This window comes from Gordonia sp. NPDC058843 (assembly GCF_042743165.1).
Classification (GTDB): domain Bacteria; phylum Actinomycetota; class Actinomycetes; order Mycobacteriales; family Mycobacteriaceae; genus Gordonia.
In genome coordinates this window covers 1-19,745 of sequence record NZ_JBHYNC010000038.1, presented here as the reverse complement: position 1 = coordinate 19,745, position 19,745 = coordinate 1, and the positions used below count along the sequence as shown (strand labels likewise).

General features: G+C 69.0%; 16 protein-coding genes and 1 pseudogene. 7 read left to right on the top strand and 10 right to left on the bottom strand.

Features of this window, described 5'->3' with window-relative positions:
• Positions 1-37: 37 nt before the first annotated feature.
• Positions 38-838 (bottom strand): HAD-IIA family hydrolase, encoded by an 801-nt coding sequence (locus tag ACFW3F_RS20185; protein ID WP_388060541.1) that lies wholly within the window; start codon positions 836-838, stop codon positions 38-40.
• Positions 839-937: 99 nt separating this feature from the next.
• Between ACFW3F_RS20185 and glp the strand changes: the two genes are divergently transcribed.
• The 7 genes from glp to ACFW3F_RS20150 all read left to right on the top strand — a co-directional run bounded on the left by glp (position 938) and on the right by ACFW3F_RS20150 (position 9,946).
• Entirely contained in the window at positions 938-2,179 is a 1,242-nt protein-coding gene (glp, locus tag ACFW3F_RS20180; protein ID WP_388060539.1) for a gephyrin-like molybdotransferase Glp, read from the top strand.
• A 104-nt stretch (positions 2,180-2,283) separates the two neighbouring features.
• Entirely contained in the window at positions 2,284-3,015 is a 732-nt protein-coding gene (locus ACFW3F_RS20175) for a phosphatidylserine decarboxylase (protein ID WP_388060537.1), read from the top strand.
• Positions 3,016-3,041: 26 nt separating this feature from the next.
• Positions 3,042-4,091: a CDP-alcohol phosphatidyltransferase family protein gene (locus ACFW3F_RS20170; protein ID WP_388060535.1), complete on the top strand. Its 1,050-nt coding sequence runs from the start codon at positions 3,042-3,044 to the stop codon at positions 4,089-4,091.
• The gene (locus tag ACFW3F_RS20165; RefSeq protein WP_388060534.1) at positions 4,088-6,370 is read left to right on the top strand and encodes an AAA family ATPase; all 2,283 of its coding nucleotides are present in this window, start codon (positions 4,088-4,090) and stop codon (positions 6,368-6,370) included. The genes ACFW3F_RS20170 and ACFW3F_RS20165 overlap by 4 nt, the downstream gene beginning before the upstream one ends.
• Positions 6,371-6,664: 294 nt before the next feature.
• The gene (locus ACFW3F_RS20160) at positions 6,665-8,344 is read left to right on the top strand and encodes an MDR family MFS transporter (protein WP_388060532.1); all 1,680 of its coding nucleotides are present in this window, start codon (positions 6,665-6,667) and stop codon (positions 8,342-8,344) included.
• A complete protein-coding gene (locus ACFW3F_RS20155; protein ID WP_388060530.1) occupies positions 8,341-9,174 on the top strand; it encodes a universal stress protein in 834 nt (277 codons plus the stop codon). The genes ACFW3F_RS20160 and ACFW3F_RS20155 overlap by 4 nt, the downstream gene beginning before the upstream one ends.
• Positions 9,175-9,286: 112 nt before the next feature.
• On the top strand, positions 9,287-9,946 hold the full coding sequence (locus ACFW3F_RS20150) for a TetR family transcriptional regulator (protein ID WP_388060528.1): 660 nt from the start codon (positions 9,287-9,289) through the stop codon (positions 9,944-9,946).
• A gap of 39 nt (positions 9,947-9,985) precedes the next feature.
• On the opposite strand, the gene ACFW3F_RS20145 is transcribed toward ACFW3F_RS20150, so the two are convergent.
• The 9 genes and pseudogenes from ACFW3F_RS20145 to ACFW3F_RS20105 all read right to left on the bottom strand — a co-directional run.
• Complete coding sequence (locus ACFW3F_RS20145) at positions 9,986-10,966, bottom strand: PDR/VanB family oxidoreductase (protein WP_388060526.1); 981 nt, start codon at positions 10,964-10,966, stop codon at positions 9,986-9,988.
• 47 nt (positions 10,967-11,013) lie between these two features.
• Positions 11,014-12,015 carry a GNAT family N-acetyltransferase gene (locus ACFW3F_RS20140; protein ID WP_388060524.1) on the bottom strand — a complete coding sequence of 334 codons (1,002 nt, stop codon included), beginning with the start codon at positions 12,013-12,015 and terminating at the stop codon, positions 11,014-11,016.
• A 12-nt stretch (positions 12,016-12,027) separates the two neighbouring features.
• On the bottom strand, positions 12,028-14,400 hold the full coding sequence (locus ACFW3F_RS20135) for a CaiB/BaiF CoA transferase family protein (RefSeq protein ID WP_388060522.1): 2,373 nt from the start codon (positions 14,398-14,400) through the stop codon (positions 12,028-12,030).
• A gap of 62 nt (positions 14,401-14,462) precedes the next feature.
• Positions 14,463-15,902: an aldehyde dehydrogenase gene (locus ACFW3F_RS20130; RefSeq protein WP_388060520.1), complete on the bottom strand. Its 1,440-nt coding sequence runs from the start codon at positions 15,900-15,902 to the stop codon at positions 14,463-14,465.
• Between the two features lie 46 nt (positions 15,903-15,948).
• Positions 15,949-17,133: a transporter gene (locus ACFW3F_RS20125; protein WP_388060519.1), complete on the bottom strand. Its 1,185-nt coding sequence runs from the start codon at positions 17,131-17,133 to the stop codon at positions 15,949-15,951.
• Complete coding sequence (locus tag ACFW3F_RS20120; RefSeq protein WP_388060517.1) at positions 17,130-17,573, bottom strand: Zn-ribbon domain-containing OB-fold protein; 444 nt, start codon at positions 17,571-17,573, stop codon at positions 17,130-17,132. Before ACFW3F_RS20120 ends, ACFW3F_RS20125 begins: the two co-directional genes overlap by 4 nt.
• A complete protein-coding gene (locus tag ACFW3F_RS20115) occupies positions 17,570-17,884 on the bottom strand; it encodes a hypothetical protein (protein WP_388060515.1) in 315 nt (104 codons plus the stop codon). The genes ACFW3F_RS20120 and ACFW3F_RS20115 overlap by 4 nt, the downstream gene beginning before the upstream one ends.
• Before the next feature lie 72 nt (positions 17,885-17,956).
• Complete coding sequence (locus tag ACFW3F_RS20110; protein ID WP_388060513.1) at positions 17,957-19,453, bottom strand: acetyl-CoA acetyltransferase; 1,497 nt, start codon at positions 19,451-19,453, stop codon at positions 17,957-17,959.
• A gap of 108 nt (positions 19,454-19,561) precedes the next feature.
• Positions 19,562-19,745, bottom strand: a pseudogene (locus ACFW3F_RS20105) (ABC transporter ATP-binding protein); the annotation flags it as partial.

Genomic DNA, 19,745 nt, shown 5'->3' with positions numbered 1-19,745 from the left:
CGAGACGCTCGCAAGCTCGCTCCTCAGGGAGTAGATGTCAGGTTCCGCCGAGCTTGCCGATGAGCTCGGGGAGGTCGGCGACCGAGTCGATGACGTGGTCGGGGTAGGGCCCGAACTCGTCACGCTGCAGCGCATGCAGCGCCTCCTCGCGGAACTTGCCGGTGCGCACCAGCACGCCGATCAGCGCCGCGGCCTGTGCGCCGAGGACGTCGTTGTGCATGTCGTCGCCGACCATCACCACCTGGGTCGGCTCGAGACCCAGGATCTCGGTGGCCGCCCGGAAGCCGACCGGCGAGGGTTTGCCGATCGCCTTGATCTTTGCGCCCGAGGCCTTTTCGAGTCCCTCGAGGTACACCCCGGTGTCGATGCTCAGGCCGTCCGCCGTCGACCAGGTCATCGACCGGTGCATCGCGATCACCGGGACACCGTCGAGCAGCATCTCGAGGACCTTCGACAGCGTCGCGTGCGTGAACACCGAACCGGCGCCGCCGAGCACCACCACCTCCGCCGACGCCGGATCGTCGGTCAACTCCACGCCGGTCATGTCCTCGGCGATCGGGCCCTGGTTGAGCACCCAGACGCGCTTGCCCGGGTAGGTGGTCGCCACGTGTTCGGCGGTCAGCTTTGCCGCCGAGAGGATTTCGTCCGGCTTCACCTCGAAACCGGATGAGTTCAACGCCTCGGCGATCTCGCCGCGTGAGCGGGACGTCGTGTTGGTCAGGAACATCCGCGGGATGCCCTGATCGGCGAGGTCGGCGATCGCCTCGACCGCGCCGGGCAGCGCCTGCCACGAGGTGACCATCACCCCGTCGATGTCGAGCAGCAGACCCAGCGCCATGCGCACGAATGTAGTCCTCGGGCTGCTGCGTCGCAGGACAGGCCCGACCAGCTGCCGGGACGCGTCATCGACCGCTCCGACACCTGGCATGCTGAGCACATGCGTACCGTCGTAGAGCACCAGCGCGTCGTGGCGGCATTGTTCGGCGCGCCCGAACCGTCGAAGGTCGCAGTGCCGGACTCCCTGGGTCTCGCGACGTCGACCGACGTCGACGCCCCGTTGTCGCTGCCCGGCTTCGACAACTCCGCGATGGACGGATTCGCCGTGCGCGCTGCCGATCTCGCGGACGCGAGCACCGAATCCCCGGTCACGCTGCCGGTGGCGGCGGACATCCCCGCCGGGCGCACCGATGACCTCACGCTCGAACCGGGGAGCGCGCATCGCATCATGACCGGCGCCCCGATGCCCGCGGGCGCCGACGCGGTGGTCCCCGTCGAACTGACCGACGCCGTGGTGGGCCCGGTGGCCGCGGCGCCGACAGTCACCTTCACGGCACCGGCCGTGAGTGGCAGACACATCCGGCGCGGCGGCTCCGACATCGAGCTCGGCACCCGGGCGCTACCGGCCGGCACGGTGATCGGCGCGCCGCAGATCGGCCTGCTGGCCGCGCTGGGCATCGCCGAGATCACCGTCGCGCGTAAGCTGCGGGTGGTCGTACTGTCGACCGGTTCAGAGCTCGTCGAACCCGGAAAGCCGCTGCGCCATGGGCAGATCTACGAATCCAACGGCGCCATGCTGACCGCCGCGGTCACCGAGGCCGGCGCGGTCGGCCGTCACCTGCACTTCGTGCCCGACAACACCGCCGACTTCGCCGCGCGCCTCGACGAGGTCGCCGACGATGCCGATCTGATCATCACCTCGGGTGGTGTCAGCGCCGGCGCCTTCGAGGTGGTGAAGGACGCCCTGTCGGCGACCGGAACCGTCGAATTCGTGAAGGTGGCGATGCAACCCGGCATGCCCCAGGGTTGCGGCCACTTCCCCACCACACGGGGGACGCGGGTACCGATCATCACGCTGCCGGGCAACCCCGTGAGTGCGCTCGTGTCGTTCGAGGTCTTCATCCGGCCGGCACTGCGCGCCGCGATGGGCCTGCCGGCCGACCGGGAGCGGATCTCCGCCCGGCTCGGTGCCGACATCCGCTCACCTCGCGGCAAACGGCAGTTCCTGCGCGGCGTGCTCGACACCGCGCACCCCGACGGGGTCGTCGGGGTGGACCCGATCGGCCCACCGGCCTCCCATCACCTGCGCTACCTCGCGGAGGCCGACGCGCTGATCGACGTGCCCGCCGACGTCGAGACCGTCGATGCCGGATCGTCGGTGGAAGTGCTGGTCCTGCGCTGACGGCGAGGTCTGTGGGTGTAGCGCTCTAGAGTGGACGCCGATGCACCCGGCGATGCGGTGCGCACCGAGTACCCGGCCTGGACACAGGCCAGAGGAGGTTGATCGTGGCCCGACGTCCGCGTCCGGACGGCTCCGGTGACACCGGCCGTGTCGCCCATTTTCTCGATCTGGCCCGAGAGACCATCCCCCCGATCCACCCGGCGGGCGTGCCCTTCGTCGCCGCACCGGCCGCCGTCGCACTCCTGGGGCGCCGCCACCGGTGGATCGCCCGACCGGCCGCGCTGGCCGCCGGGGCCTGCGCGGCCTTCTTCCGCCACCCGAAGCGGGTCACGCCCACCGAGCCCGGAGTGGTGGTCGCACCCGCGGACGGGACCATCGCCCTCGTCGACGAGGCCGTTCCGCCCGCCGAGTCCGGCCTCGGGACGCAGCCGCTGCCCCGGGTCTCGACCTTCCTGTCGATCTTCGACGTCCACGTCCAGCGCGTGCCGATCGCGGGCACGGTGACCACCGTGACCCATACGCCGGGCGCGTTCGTCTCCGCCGACCTGCCCGAGGCGAGCAGCGACAACGAGCGCACCACGATGACCATCCGCACCACCTCCGCGGGTGGCGCCCCCGGCCCCGAGCTGGCGGTCGTGCAGATCGCCGGTCTCATCGCGCGTCGTATCGTCTGCGAGCCGAAGGTCGGGGACTCGCTGGCGATCGGCGAGACCTACGGGCTGATCCGCTTCGGGTCGCGCGTCGACGTCTACTTCCCGGCCGGCACCCGACCCCGCGTCTCGGTCGGCCAGCGTGCGGTCGGCGGCGAGACCCCGTTCGCGTACCTGGACCAGTGAACTCCGGCCCGGTGAACCCGACCGACATGACCTCATCCGGTACGAATCCCGGGCGGCGCCGCCCCGGCTCGCGCACCGCCCGCACCCCGACAGCGCGATCGGCGAGTCGGCACGCACAGGCCCACCCGGTTCCGCGTGAAGAGCCGGAGCGCCGGCGTCTTCGCCGCCAGGCACAAGCCGGCCGGATCGTCATCCCCTCCTCGCTGACGATCCTCGCGATCTGCGCGGGCCTCACGGCGATGCGTTCGGCGATCAACGGCGACGTCGACACCGCGATGGCACTCCTGGTCGCTGCCGCGTTCCTCGACGGCATCGACGGCCGGGTCGCCCGCCTGATGGGTGCGACCAGTCGCATCGGCGCCGAGATCGACTCGCTGGCCGACGCGATCAACTTCGGCGTGGTCCCGGCGATGATCATCTACTTCCACTTCATCGACGGCCACGACCTCGGCTGGGTACTCGCACTGATCTACTGCTGCGCGATCGTGTTGCGGCTCGCGCGCTTCAACACCCTGCTCGACGACGACGAGGCACCCGCGTACACCAAGGACTTCTTCGCCGGTGTACCCGCGCCCGCCGCGGCGATCTGCGCGCTCCTACCGATCGGGCTGGAACAGCAGTTCGGTGATGGCTGGTGGACCTCCCTGCCGGCCGTGGGCGGGTGGCTGATGCTCGTCGCCTTCCTGGCCGTCAGTCGCATCCCGACGTCCTCGTTGAAGACCGCTTCGATTCCGGCCCGCGCCGTGGCCGGCCTGCTGGTGCTCGTCGCCGCGGCCGCCGCACTGTTGGTGACGTTCCCGTACGTGCTGATGATGATCGCGATCGCCGGATATGTCCTGCACATCCCGTACGCGTGGCGAGCTCGTCGCTGGGTGGCCTCCCGGCCCGAGCACTGGGACGACAAACCGGCCGAACGTCGCGCACAGCGGCGGGCCCTGCGTGCGACGTCACCCGGCGGTCGGCGCCGCCGGCCGGTCATCAACTCGCTGGGACGCCTGGGCCTGAACCGCCCCACCGGCCAAGGCGTCCCCGCCGCGCGCACGAACGGTGAGACGACCGAAAGCGAGCCCGAATGAGCACACCCGCCTCCCTCACGCTGACGGCGCGTCACAATCCCTCGGCGGCCGAGGCGCGGCGCGGCATCATCCGCGTGCATCCCGAGGTGTTGACCGCACTGTCGCTGCGCGAATGGGACGCGGTGTCGATCACCGGCGCACGCGTCACGGCGGCGGTGGTGGCCGCGACCGAGGCCTCCGCGCCGACCGGGGTGGCCCTCCTCGACGAGATCGCCTTCTCCAATGCCGGTGTCCGCGAGAACTCGGCGGTCGTTCTCGCGCCGGTGGCGGTCCAGGGCGCGAGCCGGGTGGTGGTGAGCGGCTCCGTGCTGGCCACTCAGTCGATCACCGAGTCGACACTGCGTCGCGCGCTATTGGGAAAGGTCCTGTCCGTCGGTGACGCCGTCTCGCTGCTCCCCCGCGATCTCGGTCCCGAACTCGCCGCCACCGAGGCCACGCGCGCACTGGCCCGATCGGTCGGGATCACCTGGACCACCGAGTTGCTGACCGTCACCGCCACCGACCCCGCCCCGCCCCCGGGTGGCCAGGTGTCGGCGCCGGTGAGCGTGCAGACCAACACCGCGGTGCTGTGGTCGACGACCGCGGGCGAGGTGGCGCCGCTCGGCGATCGGACCGGGCCGGGTTCACCCCGGATCCCCGGTGCCCTCGGCATGGTGTCGGAGTCCGAGTCGCGCCGGCAGCCGGTCGCCGCGACGCCACCGGCCCGGGAGCCCGAGGTTCCGGCCCGCCCGGTGTCGGAGCTGGTCGGCGTCGACTCCCAGATCACCAAGCTCACCGAATGGCTGTCGATCACGCTCGACGAGCCCGAGGTGCTGCGCACACTCGGTGCGGCGCCGCGGCTCGGCGTCCTGGTCACCGGACCGGCCGGCGGTGGCAAGGCAACCCTCGTGCGCGCGGTGTGTGCGCACCGCACGCTCGTCACCATCGACGGCCCGACCGCCGGAGCAACCGAGGCCAACGCCCGACTGCGCACGGTCGCCGACGCCGTGGCCCGCACCCGATCGACGGGCGGGGTCCTACTGATCACCGACGTCGACGCGTTGCTGCCCGCCGAACCAGATCCGGTCGCCGCCCTCATCCTCGACGAACTGCGCTCCGGAATCGCCGACGGTCGCATCGCGCTCGTCGCGACGACCGCCGAGCCGGTACGCCTCGACGCCCGCTTGCGCGATCCCTCGCTCTGTGACCGCGAACTGGTCATCGGACTCCCCGACTCCGCCACCCGTGCGCGGTTGTTGTCGGCGATCCTGACGAACGTCCCGACCGACGGCGACCTGGACCTCACCTCGGTCGCGTCACGCACCCCGGGATTCGTTGCCGGCGACCTCGCCGCGCTGGCCCGCGAGGCCGCGCTGCGCGCCGCGACCCGCGCGAGTGCCGAGAAGTCCGCGCCGGCGCTGCGCACCGAAGACCTCGTCGGCGCCCTCGAGGTCATCCGGCCGGTGTCGCGCTCGGATTCCCCCGAAGTCGCGCTCGGCTCGATCACCCTCGCCGACGTCGGCGACATGGTGGAAACGAAACAGGCTCTGACCGAAGCGGTCCTGTGGCCGCTGCAACATCCCGACACCTTCGCCCGCCTGGGCGTCGACCCGCCTCGCGGCGTTCTCCTGTTCGGTCCGCCCGGCTGCGGCAAGACCTTCGTCGTCCGCGCGCTCGCGGCATCGGGGCAGCTGTCGGTGCACACCGTCAAGGGCGCCGAACTGATGGACAAGTGGGTCGGATCGTCGGAGAAGGCGGTGCGTGACCTGTTCGCGCGGGCCCGCGAGTCGGCGCCCTCCTTGATCTTCCTCGACGAGGTCGACGCCCTGGCCCCTCGCCGCGGCCAGTCCACCGATTCCGGGGTGGGCGACCGGGTGGTCGCCGCACTGCTCACCGAACTCGACGGTGTCGAACCGCTCCAGGATGTCGTCGTGCTCGGTGCGACGAACCGCCCCGACCTCATCGACCCGGCCCTCCTCCGACCCGGGCGGCTCGAGCGACTCGTCTTCGTGCCACCGCCGGACGCCGACGCCCGCGGGGACATCCTGCGCGCCACCGGGCGAGACGTCCCGCTCGACGGCGTCGACCTCGACGAGCTGGCCACCGACCTCGAGGGGTATTCGGCTGCGGACTGCTCGGCACTCCTGCGCGAGGCCGCGCTGTCGGCGATGCGTCGCGACATCGATGCCGCCGCCGTGACCGCCTCCGACGTCGCCGAAGCGCGCAGCCGGGTGCGGCCGTCGCTCGATCCCACGCAGGTGGCCGACCTGAAGGCCTACGCCGAGCGTCGCCTCGACTGAACTTCGACACCCTCGACTGTGCAGGACATTCCGTCGACTGTGCAGGCTTTTTCATCGACTGTCCCGGCCTGACGCACAGTCAACGAGATCTCCTGCCCAGTCGACGGATGTGGCTGGTGACAGGAACCTGGTGGGTCCTGGAACACACTCGGAATAACCTCCGATAGTTGCTGGTTGCAACGATCACGCTTTATAGTTGCACTAATCAACCAATCTGGTGTGCCCTGCGCACCGATTCGCTCCCGCCCGTCTCCTGTCGTCGCGGGCAGCTTTCTTTTTCCGGAGGTTTTCTTCATGAGTGCACCCGCATCTGCGGTGGCGCCGGCCGTCGACGTGCCGATGACTCATCGCCAGAAGATCGAGGCCCTCATCGGCCTCCTGCTCGGCATGTTCGTCGCGTTCCTGTCGTCGACCGTGGTGTCCAACGCCCTGCCGACGATCATCACCGACCTGCACGGCACCCAGGACCAGTACACCTGGGTCATCACCGCGACACTGCTCGCGTCCACGGCAACCACGCCCATCTGGGGCAAGTTCGCCGACCTGGTCAGCAAGAAGATCCTGGTGCAGGGCGCGCTGTTCCTGTTCACGCTGGGTTCCGTACTCGCGGGTCTGTCGACGTCGGTCGAGATGCTGATCGGTTTCCGCGTCATCCAGGGCCTCGGCCTGGGAGGCCTGCAAGCCCTGGTCGTCATCGTGGTCGCCACCATGTTCAGTCCGCGCGAGCGCGGTCGGTACCAGGGTCCGATGGCCGCGGTCATGTCGGTCGCGACCGTCGCGGGTCCGCTCATCGGCGGCGTCATCGTCGACACCAGCTGGCTCGGCTGGCGCTGGACCTTCTATGTCTGCGTGCCGCTCGCGGTCATCGCGCTCGTCGTCATCCAGCGCACCCTGAACGTCCCCGTCGTCCGCAAAAGGGTCAGTATCGACTACGGCGGCGCGGTACTCATCGCTTCCGGCGTGAGCACCCTGCTCATCTGGGTCACCCTGGCAGGCAAGAGCTTCGACTGGGCGTCGCTGACCTCTTACGGACTCGTCGCGCTCGGTGTCGTCCTCCTCGCCGCAGCCGTCTTCGTCGAGTCGAAGGTGTCGAGCCCGATCATCCCGCTGCACATCTTCCGTGACCGCACCACCGCCCTCGCCACGCTCGCCAGCATCGGCGTCGGCGTCGCCCTGTTCGGCGGCGCGGTGTTCCTCGGTCAGTACTTCCAGATCGCACGTGGCTACTCGCCCACCGCGGCCGGTCTGCTGACGCTGCCGATGGTCATCGGGTCGATGGTCTCGGCGACGATCTCGGGCAATCTCATCACCCGGTACGGACGGTGGAAGCGATTCCTCGTCGCCGGTGCCGCGATGATGACGGTCGGCTTCGGCCTGCTCGCGACCATCGACGCGCACACCGACATGGTCCTGGTCGGCGCCTACCTGTTCGTCTTGGGCTGCGGTATGGGCATGACGATGCAGAACCTCGTTCTCGCGGTCCAGAACAACGTCACCCCGGACAACCTCGGCGCGGCGACCTCGACCGTCACCTTCTTCCGCTCACTCGGCGGTGCCGCCGGCGTCTCGGTGCTGGGTGCGATCCTGTCCAATCACGTCACCGACCTCATCGCGAAGGGCCTCGGGGCCCTGGGCATCGGGTCCGGACAGACCGGTGGCGGCGGCGCCGGCCTGGCCAACCTGAACGAACTGCCGGCTCCGATCGCAGCCATCGTCCGCGGCGCGTACGGCGACGGCACGGCACGGATCTTCCTGGTCGCGGCGGTCATGGCAGCTCTGAGCTTCATCGCGATCGTGCTCATCAAGGAAGTGGCACTCAAGACGATGAGCAGCGACGAGGAGCGCCGTGCGCAGGAGGTTGCCGAAGCCGACGCCGCGGCACCCGCACCGATGGCCCTCGCCGCGGAGCGCGACGGCGCGACGCGGGTCGCGCACGTCGACACGCGGACGGGCGACACCACCCACGCGCGATGAAGACCATCGCCGTCGGGGTGGATCTGAGCCCCGAATCCGAGGCGGCCGCCCGCTGGGCGGCCGCCTCGGCCCGCGTCGGGGACCGCCTCCTGCTGATCCACGGATTCGCGGCCGCCGCAGCGCTGCAACCCCTCAGCGAATTCGAGTTCGACTTCGACGTCACCGCGACGCGGCGTGCGGCGGTCACCCACCTGTCCTCGATGGCTGCCCGACTCGGCGCCCAGCATCCCGGTCTGCGCATCGACCCCGTCATCGAGCACGACTTCGCCATCCCGCTTCTCACGCGGGTGTCGGGTCAGGTCGACCTGATGGTCCTCGGCCACCATCGGCCCGGTCTCATCGAACGTCTCACCACCGGGAGCATCAGTTCCGCGCTCTCGGCGCGGTCGCACTGCCCGGTCGTGACAGTTCCCTACGGCAATCTCGCAGCCGGCGGTCCGGTCGTCGCCGCGATCGACGCCGACGCACCCTCCGACCTCGCGCTCGCGGCCGCGTTCGAGTACGCCGGTGTCACCGGGAGCCCGGTGGCGGTCGTGTGCGCGATCCCCGAGGCGGCCCCGCCCGCACAGATCGAGTCCGTCTACGCGCAGGCCGACGCGCTGCTCGAACCCTGGCGCCGCCGCTTCCCCGACTGCGACACGACGCTGCAGCTGGTCAACGGCAATCCGTCCCGCGCCGTCAGCGAGGCGGTCCCGCAGGCGTCGCTGCTCGTCGTCACCCGCCCGCGCGCGGGGAGCACCTTTGCCGCCTGGGCCGGCTCGGTGGCACGCGCTGCCCAGCATCACACGCGATGCCCGATTGCGATCGTGGATCACAGCCGCACGTCCTGACGACCGCACTGCTCGCTGTGTCGGATCATCGAACCGGCACGCCCACATGGACATCCATCGCCGGTGAAACTACGCTTGTTAGGTCCGTTCAGGCAGCGTCGAGAGGTGGGACATGGCACGGCCGTCCAAGCCGTTGATCAGTCGTAAGGCGGCCGTGATGGCGTCCATCGAGATCATCGACTCCGAGGGACTCGACGCGTTCAGCCTGCCGCGGCTCGCCAAACACCTCGGGGTCCGCGCACCCTCGCTCTATCATCACTTCGACGACAAGAACGAGATCCTCACCGAGGTCGCCCGCTACATCGCGGGTACCGCGGTCCGGCGACCACGGATGAACCCCGGGCCCGACTGGCCGGAGTTCTTCGTGGCGCTGGCGCTGAACTTCCGGCAGTCGATCCTGCGTCACCGCAATGCGGCCCCGGTCCTGCTACAACATCTCCCGCGTGATCTGTTCACATCGACCTACGAGGACACCGCGCAGTTCCTACTCGATTCAGGCGTGCCCGTGGACCTGCACGTGCGCATCCTCGACGGCATGGAGACCTTGTCGATCGGCGCGGTCCTGATGGAAGCGATGCGACCGCCACGCTCCAAGTCTGCGATCTTCCCGAATGTCTCCGCGGAGTCGCAACCTCTTCTGGCGCAAGCCCTGTCGAGCAACGAACTCACTCAGCGCCAGCTGTTCGAGGCCATCGTGCGCAGTTTTCTGCACGGGATCATCCGCGATCACGACCTGCCGGCACCGGACGTGGAACCCGCCGTAGCGGGATGACGAGGGACGAGCGGGCACCGCGAACGGCCCGCTCGGTGATCACAGATCGAGAACCAGTCTCGGTGTCCGACTGCGTGACACGCAGACCATCATGCAGTCGTTCGAGGCCTGCTCGTCCTCGGACAGCACCGAGTCGCGGTGGTCGGGCACACCCTCGAGAACGACTTGTTCACAGGTGCCACAGGTACCCTCACGGCACGAGAAGTCCACATCGAGACCGTCGTCGAGCAGGGCGTCGAGAACCGTATCGCCAGGAGACACCGTGACCGTCCGCCCACTGCGGTCGAGGACGACGTCGAAGGGGCCACCGGTCGAATCATTGTCCTGCAGAGTGGTCTTGGGCGCGAATCGTTCGACGTGGAGCTCGATGTCGGGTCGGATGCGGCAGGCTTCCTCGATCGCGGAGAGGAGCGGTTCGGGCCCGCAGCAGTACACTGCCGTTCCGGCCGGGACGCCGGCGATCGCCCGGTCGAGATCCAGTAGTCCGTACTCGTCCTGGGGCCGCAACCCCACCCGTTGCGGATGACTCTGCGCGAGAACGTCTCCGAACGCCATGCCGGACGAGGTCCGGCCGCCGTACAGCAGCGTCCACTCCGCACCCCGCCCGTCCACCTCGGCGATCATCGGCTTCAGCGGGGTGATACCGATCCCACCCGCGACGAAGAGGTACGCCGGCGCATCCACGAGCGGAAAGTTGTTGCGCGGCCCCTTGACCGCGACCAGATCCCCCACCGCCAGTTCATCGTGAACGCGCGACGAACCACCCCGGCCGGCGGGCTCACGCAGCACAGCGACCCGCAGTCGGTCCCGGTCGTTCACATCGCCACACAGCGAATACTGACGGATCAGATCGTCACCCAGGATGAGATCGAGGTGCGCGCCGGGTTCCCATGAGGGCAGCGGCTTTCCGTCTGGATCGACCAGCGTGAGCGACACGACCCCTTCGGCCTCCACCTGTTTCGCGGCGACCCGCAGCTTGGCATCGCCTGCGAACTCGGTGGCCGTCAGACCCTCACTCATTCGGACTTCCCATCGTCACAGCAGTTGTCGACCGACACGAACGGTTGTCACCGGAACGCCGGTGGCGGACTCGTACTCGCGCCGACCTGATAGCAGGAGTGCACGTCCTCTTGTTCGAAGGCGAGCAGGCGGCACATCCGGACCGCACCGGGATCGTCTGGATCGATGCGCAACTGAGAGACCTGAATCCCGGCATCACGTTGCAGCGCCAGCGCCGCGGTCAGCAGCGTCGCCCCGAGGCCGAGACCACGTGCCTTGTCCGTCAGGACGAGTGCATGGACGCGTGCAGTTCGTAGGTCGAGGTGCATCCGGTACTCGGTGGTGAACCACACGAATCCGAGGACGTCACCGTTCTCGTCCCGTGCGTCGAGGACGGTCCCGCCACCACGGCGGAGGTCGGCGGATACGCGGTCGTGGTGACGTTCGGGCAGATGTGCGGCCGCCACCACCTGCGCGATCGCGGGATCGTCAGCGACGAGTTCGCGCGATACGCCGACGGTCACTCCATCCGGCGCATCGGTCTCGTCGAGAGGGAGTGCGAACGGTCCCGCCAGGTGCCGGGCGAGGGTCCACTGCCTGCTCACCGCGGGAATGCCGAATCGTCGTGTCAGCCTTCCCGATGCCGGATGGGTGGCATATGCCCAACATCGAAGCGCATCGGCTCCGGTACGTTCCCATCCCTCTCCCCCGGCCACATCCAGTCCGACCTCCTCCACCAGCAGGGTCGTGATGCCGCGCGAACGGTAGTCGGGGTGCACGACGTAGGACACCGTGCCCACGCCGTCGGCATCGACCGACAGATGGAGGTAGGCGACGATGACCATCGGGACATCCTCGAGCGGGCTGAGGTCGCGTCGAGCCTTGATCGGCAGGTGGGCGACGGTGCCGGCACGGCCGGTTCCGGCGCCGGTACCGACCTCTCGGACGCTATCCGGGTCGATGGACGAAAATCCAGCCTCTTCATCGTATTCCGCTGCGTCGCGGACGAGTTGGAGAACTTCGTCGAGATCCGCGCCGGTGAGCTCCGGGCGCCATTCGTAGGTGATCACTGTGCACTCCTGTCAAGCGGGCTGGAGGACTCCGTCGTCGACGAGCCGGCTGTAGTCGTCGTCGGTCAGTCCCAGGATCCCGACCGCGATCTCGTACGTGTCGGCCCCGGGTTGCGGGGCCGGGCGCAGCGGTGCATCGGGGATCGATCCGAATCGGGCGACCCGCACCGCCGTCGGCAGCGACGCCGGGAGCAAGGGGTGTTCGAGCCGGGTGTACGCATCGCGATCGAGAAGATGTGGGTCGGTGAGCAGTTCGGGGAGTCGGAGCATCGCGCCCGCCGGCACGCCCGCGTCCTGCAGCAAGGTCATCGCCTCGGTCGGCGTACGCTCGGCAAGCCACCCCGCGAGTACCTTGTCCGCCTCGGCGCGGTTCTCGACACGGTTGTCCCGCAGGGCGAATCGAGGATCGTCGGCGAGGTCCTCACGTCCGATGACCGCTGTCAGGCTTCGCCAGTCACGGTCGTCGAGGACCGACACCACGACCCACTCGTCATCGCCGGCACAGGGGTATACGCCCGACGGTGCAGCGAACGGGTCGGTGTTGCCCTCCGCCCTCACCGATCCCGGCGCGAGCGACTCGCGCGCGAGCTGCCCGCCGAGTGCGACGAGCGCGGCATCGGCCTGGGCGATCTCGATGTCGGTGCCGCGTCCGTGAGCTGCCCGGGCGATGAGCGCCGCGAGCACCGACACGGCACTGACCTGAGCGCCGATGTGATCGGGATACACGGTGGAACCGTCACACAGGCCGGCATCGTCGTCGGAGTAGCGCCACAGCGACGACACCCCGCACGCGGCACGGACCAGTGGTCCGTAGCCGAGCCTGGTGTTCCACGGACCGACGCTGCCGAAGGCACTTCCCTCGGCGACGATGATCCGCGGATTCACCGCGCGGAGTTCGTCGTAGCCGATGCCCATCGCACCGAGGGTGCCGGGCTTGAAGTTGGCGAGGACCACGTCGGCCTCGGCGGCGAGGCGGCGGAAGAGGTCCTTTCCTTCTGCGGCCCGCAGGTTCAACCCCAGCGACCTACGGTTGCGGTGACCCCAGGCGACCGACGGCGAGAGCGTGTTCGGTCTCTTCGACTGACGCAGACCATCAGGGTACTCACGATTCTCGACCTTGATGACGTCGGCACCGTGATCGGCGAACTGCCTGCCGAGTTCGGCGCCGAAGACGACGACACCGAGGTCGAGCACCCGCAGCCCGGCGAACGGCTGCCCACCGGGCGGTGCGGGTTCGACCGACGGCCGCCGCGCGCCGGGCCGTACCGGCCACGAGGGCGGGTGCGCGACGTCCGCGTCGGGCGCACGATGCCGGAATCCCGCTCGCCGCCCGCCGATCCGCGCATATCCGGATGGGATCCGAGCACGGATGTCCGGACCGATCTCGGCGTCGACGAGGGTCCCGGCGACGCTGAAATGGTCGTTGCCGAGTACCTCACCGATGCGGAGGACACCGCCGATCGGGATGCCCCGGGCCGCGCCTTCGGCAACCAGCTCGTCGCGTGTGCGATCGGCGAACAGCTGCTCGATCAACGGATGCAAACGGTCTGCCGCGGCGAATCGGGCCGGGATGGTGTCGAACGCCGGGTCCGCGAACTCGGCGGGCTCGCCCAGCCAGGCGAACATGGCACGCCACTGACGCTTGGCCAGCAGGCAGATCCGCACCTGGCCGTCCGCGCAACGCAGGACGGGGTAGAAGTTCGCGGCATCGGGCCGATCACGCGGGAAGTCGTCGCGCCGGCCCGCGGCCGCCGATCCCTGGACGCCGAAGCCGGGGTCGAAGCCGTGCACCACCGACTCGAACGCGGAGATGTCCACCAGCTGTCCGGCGCCGGTTCGGACCCGGTCGAAATACGCGAGCAGCGCAGACCACGCGGCGTGCACACCCACCGACTGTTCGACGAGCCCAGACGGTGGGAGCAGCGGCTCGCGACCCGGCTCACCGGACCGCGACAGCACACCGCTCATCGCATAGATCACCGACTCGGTGGCGACCCAGTCCCGGTACGGGCCCGTCCGGCCGAATCCACTGACGGTGACGACGACGAGTGCCGGATTCGCCGCAGTGAGGTCCGATGGGTCGACACCGGTCTCGTCGGACAAGGAGTGGATGAGAATGTCGGCACCGGCGACCAGATCACCGAAACTCTCACGCCCGGAATCTGATCCGAGATCGAGGACGACGACGCTCTTGTTCGCGTTGTTGAGGGCGAACGGGATGCTCAGCCCGGCCTCGATCGGCTCGGCACGGCGCGACCGCGATCCTCCCGGACGTTCGACGCGCACGACGTCTGCACCCAGGTCCGCGAGGAACCGGCCGCACGACTCGCCGAGTCCGTCGGTCACGTCGACGACCCGGACGTCCGACAGGGGTAGATCGCTCACGTCACTCCTCTCGAGATTCTCGCCACCGGCATCCGACCGGCTCTCTGCCTCGCCGTCGACGGTCATCGCGTGGCGAAGTAGACCGATTTGGCGGACAGATACGGTGCCAGGCCCTCGGGGCCGAGTTCACGCCCGAGACCCGACGCCTTGACGCCCCCGAACGGTGCGGCGAGATCGAGCGCGTAGTGGTTGACGCCCACCGTCCCGGTGTGAATCCGGTCGGCGATGTCGAGTCCGCGTGCTTCGTCGGTCGTCCACACCGTGCCGCCGAGTCCGTACGCGGAGTCGTTGGCGATGCGGATCGCGTCGTCCTCATCGGTGTACTCGGTGATGGTGAGGACCGGCCCGAAGATCTCCTCCTGGGCGATCGACGCGGAGTTCTCGACGCCGGCGAACACCGTCGGTTCGACGAACCAACCATGCGCCTGATCGGCCGGGACACCGCCGCCGGTCGTGATCCGATACCCCGCAGCCCGGCCGGACTCGACGTGACCGAGCACCCGATCGCGTTGCGTCGCGCTGACCAGCGGCCCGATTGCCGTGGCCTTGTCCAGCGGGTCGCCGACGCGAAGCGCGCGGACGGTCTCGGTGACCGCTTCCACGACGTCGTCGAACCGGGCACGGGGAGCGAGGATTCGGGTGCTGGCGTGGCACGTCTGGCCGTTGTTCACCAGCGAGACGTCGAGCAGATGCCTGCTGAATTCCTCGAGATCGGCGTCCTCGGCCACGATCGCCGCCGACTTACCACCGAGTTCCAGGGTCACCGGTCTCAGGAGCCGACCGCACACCTCGCCGATCGCCCGACCGGCGGCGGTCGAGCCGGTGAAGGCCACCTTGTCGACGCCGGGGTGCTCTACCAGGTACGCCCCGGCGTCGCGCTCGGCCGGGACGATGTTGAGCACTCCGTCGGGAAGTCCGGCCTCCTGCGCCGCGTCGGCGAACACAAATGCATCCAGGGCCGTCTCCGGTGCGGGTTTGAGCACGATCGTGCAACCCGCGGCAAGCGCCGGCGCGATCTTCATCGCGGCCAGCGGCTGCGGATAGTTCCATGGGGTGATCGCCGCGACCACGCCGACCGGCTCACGACGGACGACGGTGCGTCCACCGAACGCGCTCGGACGCACGTCCTCGGTGTCGGCGGCGCGGATCAGGTTCGCGTAGTACGAGAGCATCGCTGCCGGGCCATATCCGTTGACCGACTTGGACAGTGCGATGGGCATGCCGTTCTCGCGGGTGACCAGCTGGGCGGTGTCGCGCGCACGTGCCGTCAGTGCGGCGGCGAACCGGTCGAGGACATCGGCCCGCTCGCCCGGTCCCATCGCCCGCCATGGTCCCGACAGCGCCGACCGCGCGGCGGCGACCGCACGATCGATGTCGGCCGGGCCGGCCAACGCGCTTCTGCCCAGCGGCTTCTCGGTGGCCGCCTCGATGACGTCGAAACCGGTGCCCGACTCGGTCGGTGTCCACTGCCCACCGATGAACAGGTCGTTTCGCTCGAACATGTCTACTCCCGGTCAGATTTGGTGTCGGAGGTGCCTGCGGCCGTTGCTACACGGTGTCGGTGTGGCCGAACAGCACCGAGCTCACGAGCGGTGCCATCGGTCCGCCGATGAACAACGATGTCCGAGCGTCGGAAACCTGGTTGGTGGACGTACCGCGAATCTGACGGACTGCTTCCACCGCCAGATTCAATCCGTTGATGAACGAATCCGCCAGGTTGCCGCCGCTGGTGTTCACCGGCAGCTTCCCGTGGGGCGCGGTCAGATTGTCGACCGTCATCACGGTGCCGGCCGCCTCACCGGGCGGGCACAACCGGTGATCGATCAGCGCGGCGACCGCCGGACCGCTGAAGTTCTCGTACACCTGGACCACGTCGACATCGTCCGGCCCCAGCCCGGCCGACGCCCAAAGTCGCTCGGCGACACCGGGTTTTCCGTTATTCGCCGGACCGAACCCGGCCGTCGAATACTGCGCGTCGTTGTCGACCCGTTCACAGAAGCCGCCCGGCGCGCCTTGCGCACCCGCCAGCACGAACGCCGGGTCCCGACGCAGATCCCGCGCGCGGTCGGCTCCGACGAGGACCAGCGCGACGGCGCCGTCGCTCTCCCGCGAACAGTCGTAGAGATGAAAGGGTTCGGCGATCAGCCGCGAGGACTCGTAGGTCTCCTCGTCGAGCGGCTTGCCGTGACCCTGCGCGGTCGGGTTCTGCTGCGCGTGCTGATACGCCGCCAGCACGAGCGAACGCATCGCCGAGCGGGGCACACCGTCGTGCTCCAGCATGCGCTGGGTGCGCATGGCGCAGATCTGGGCCGGCGACCCGACACCGTGGGCGAGGAAGTGAGATCCGTAGTGGTACTTGGCGTATCCGAGTCGACCTGTGTCGGCCTGGGACATCGCCCGGTACACGACGACGCACTGGGCCTGGCCCGATGCGATGGCGACGGCCGCATTGGTGATCGCGGCCGCCACGCTTCCGCCACCGCCACCCCACATCATGTTCGACCACCGGAGCTCGTCGATCATCAGTGCCGCGCCGAGGATCGGCCCGTCGTTGGAACCGCCTGCGTACGAAACAAATCCGTCGATCTCCCGGGGTGACACCCCCGCGTCGGTGCAGGCGTCGAGGATCGCCCGGATCGTCATCTGCTGTTCGGTGAACGGCGACTGACCGCGCTTGTAGTGCGTCTCGGAGACGCCGACCACTGCGGCACCACCGCGAATTCCGTTGCTCATCTGCGCCCTCCGTCGTTCGACTCGGCCCGCCGCCAGCGGAGAAGCGGCCACGGCTCACCGTCGCGTTCCTCGAAGACGCCGACGACGCGTTCGCCGATACGCGGGGTGTGTTCGGGGTCGTCGGTCAGCAGCCCCAGCACGCGCCGATCACCCGCATTGTCCAGTTCGACGAGCACGCTGACGTACGGGAGCCGATCGGCCAACTCTTCGATGTACGGGTACCAGCTTCGGCTCCAGCTGTAGATCGTGCCCACTGGTTCGACGGCCTCCCAGCCTAAGTCGAGCGAGTGGCAGCTCCCGCACACCGACTGCGGGCTCCAGATCCAGGTCGAACAGCTCCGGCAGCGCTGGAGGCGCAGTTCTTTCTCGGCCAGCCCGTCCCAGTACGGCCGGTCCAGCCCGTCGGCGGTGGGCCCCCACGGGACGTCGACAGTCGTCATCGCACCGACTCGGGTGTGAAGTTCTCCAGAGCTCCCGCCAGCCACTCGCCATCCCGACGGTCCCAGATGGACCGGAGGCCGATCTCGCGACCTTCCGTGGTGTAGACGGTTTCCCCGATCATGCGGTCACCGTCGGCCCGGACACCGACGATCCGGTGCCCGTCCACCGCGCCGCGCGGGACGTCGACGCCGTCGAAGACGGCCGGGATGTTCTCCTGGATCATCTCGGCCACCGCGGCTTTCATGTCCCCCTCGACCACATGGCCGACGTGCCGCTCGTAACGCGTCCGGAAGTCGTCCAGTTCGCTCATCGTATCTCTCCTCACCGCCGGATCACTGTCCGTCGTCATCGTCATAAACCTTACGGCTTTAGTTATATGGCGTCAATCGAGATGTGCGGAGCCGTCAGCGGCGATGCGCACGCGTCGCCCCTGCGCCTCCGTGCTCGCCAGGACACCGAGGTCGTCGGGGTCGGTGACCACCGCCAGGGTGCGACCACCGCCCCGAACGCGCCCTGCGACAAAAGCTCGCTCGGGGGATCCGGCGCGGTCGTACGCCACGGTCCAGGTCTCGAGTTCGGCGACACCCTCGTGGGAATCGATGACCCCGACCGGCGGCTCGGCGTCCACCCATGCCCGCTCGACCGCTTCGGTGACGTCGTGCCGGCGGAAGCCGGCCGCGGGCGGGTCGGTCGAATACACCCCGAAGGCGTGCTTCGTCAGGTACCCACTGTTCGCGGTGACCATTCCGAATGTGCCGGGCGCTTCGCGGAGCCGGGTGGCCACCGCGGCGATCGCGTGCGTGCTGTAGTTGTTCCACGGGCCGCCCGCGAAGGTGAGCCCGCCGGTGCATGTGAGCCGACGATCGGGATCATCGATGGGCACCCCGATCTCGGCGGCGGCGACCTGCACGGCCGAGGGGAAACACGAGTAGATGTCGAGGTGCTCGATGTCGGCGATCCCGACGCCGGCGAGTTCGAGCGCCCGGGCCGCGCCGATCCGGATCGGCGCCGAACCGTCCAGGGCGGGACGAGCCGCGACGGCGTCGGTGTCCCTGGATTCGGTTCCGCTGTGCGGGAAAACCCACGACGACGCGGGAACCCCCAAGTGCTGCGCGGTCTCGACGGAGCACATCAGCAACGCTGCACCCTGGTCGACCATGTTGTTGGAGTTCAGCAACTTCGGGTAGGGAGACGAGATCAGGCGGTTGACATCGGTCGGGGTCGTGATCTCCTCCGGCGCGTACTGTCGCCGGGTCCAGGCGTGGGGATTGTCCGCGGCAACCGCACTGAACGACGACCACAGCTCACCCAGCAGCTTCTCGTGGTCGGCGATACTCCTACCCGCTGCGATGCGCAGCGCCTGCTCGAACAACGGGTAGACGAAGGACGGCCGGTCGAGCCCGATCCGCCGTTCGCTGTCGGCCTCCATGGGCACGTCCGGCACGATGATGGGCGCTGACGGGACCGCGTCGTCCTGTCGCGTCCACGCCGGCCGTTCGCCCTGCGCGCGCAGTTTCATGCGTGTGCGCCAGGCCTCGGCGCCGCCGATGAGGATGACATCTGCGCGGCCGGCGGCGATGTCCTCGGCCGCACCGTTGACCAGTACCTGAGGCGTACTGCCGCCGTTCCCGGTGTATCCGGTGTGCCGCGGATGCGCTCCGATCCGTTCGGCGACCAGGGCTCCGGGGTCGCGGTAGCGCCACGAGAGCAGGCCGACCACCCGAATGGAGTCGACGAGTTCCAGGATGCGCGACGACCCGGCCTCGGCAGCTGCCTCGCGCGCCGCGCGGGCGAGGAGCTCAAACGGTTCGACGCCGCCGTCGCGAGCGGTCACCTGGCCGCCACCGACGAGGACGGGCGTGCGGGGATCGATGGTCATGAGTGGCCTGCCTCCAATCGACTAGACGGCCGGCGACCGTCACCCAAATCTATCCACGATAGATAACCGGCCGCAATCCTCCCCTCGGGGATTGCGGCCGGTCAAGCGTCAGACGCGCGGGAGTACCTCGGTGGGCGCGTCTTGCCAGACCCGGTCGTCTCGACGCCGGTCCGCGACATCCGCGGCGTGAGCGCGGTTCTCGCCGCGGATTCGATCTTCTTGTTCCTGGCTGCGCCGGATCGCTTCCTGGGCATTGGACGGCAGGTCGGGCAGCATCTGATGCACCCGCTCA

Bases quoted from the DNA above. Each gene is read 5' to 3' on its own strand.
- ACFW3F_RS20185 (WP_388060541.1), bottom strand. From the start codon at position 838: ATGGCGCTGGGTCTGCTGCTCGACATCGACGGGGTGATGGTCACCTCG.
- glp (WP_388060539.1), top strand. From the start codon at position 938: ATGCGTACCGTCGTAGAGCACCAGCGCGTCGTGGCGGCATTGTTCGGC.
- ACFW3F_RS20170 (WP_388060535.1), top strand. From the start codon at position 3,042: ATGACCTCATCCGGTACGAATCCCGGGCGGCGCCGCCCCGGCTCGCGC.
- ACFW3F_RS20165 (WP_388060534.1), top strand. From the start codon at position 4,088: ATGAGCACACCCGCCTCCCTCACGCTGACGGCGCGTCACAATCCCTCG.
- ACFW3F_RS20160 (WP_388060532.1), top strand. From the start codon at position 6,665: ATGAGTGCACCCGCATCTGCGGTGGCGCCGGCCGTCGACGTGCCGATG.
- ACFW3F_RS20155 (WP_388060530.1), top strand. From the start codon at position 8,341: ATGAAGACCATCGCCGTCGGGGTGGATCTGAGCCCCGAATCCGAGGCG.
- ACFW3F_RS20150 (WP_388060528.1), top strand. From the start codon at position 9,287: ATGGCACGGCCGTCCAAGCCGTTGATCAGTCGTAAGGCGGCCGTGATG.
- ACFW3F_RS20145 (WP_388060526.1), bottom strand. From the start codon at position 10,966: ATGAGTGAGGGTCTGACGGCCACCGAGTTCGCAGGCGATGCCAAGCTG.
- ACFW3F_RS20130 (WP_388060520.1), bottom strand. From the start codon at position 15,902: ATGTTCGAGCGAAACGACCTGTTCATCGGTGGGCAGTGGACACCGACC.
- ACFW3F_RS20125 (WP_388060519.1), bottom strand. From the start codon at position 17,133: ATGAGCAACGGAATTCGCGGTGGTGCCGCAGTGGTCGGCGTCTCCGAG.
- ACFW3F_RS20120 (WP_388060517.1), bottom strand. From the start codon at position 17,573: ATGACGACTGTCGACGTCCCGTGGGGGCCCACCGCCGACGGGCTGGAC.
- ACFW3F_RS20115 (WP_388060515.1), bottom strand. From the start codon at position 17,884: ATGAGCGAACTGGACGACTTCCGGACGCGTTACGAGCGGCACGTCGGC.
- ACFW3F_RS20110 (WP_388060513.1), bottom strand. From the start codon at position 19,453: ATGACCATCGATCCCCGCACGCCCGTCCTCGTCGGTGGCGGCCAGGTG.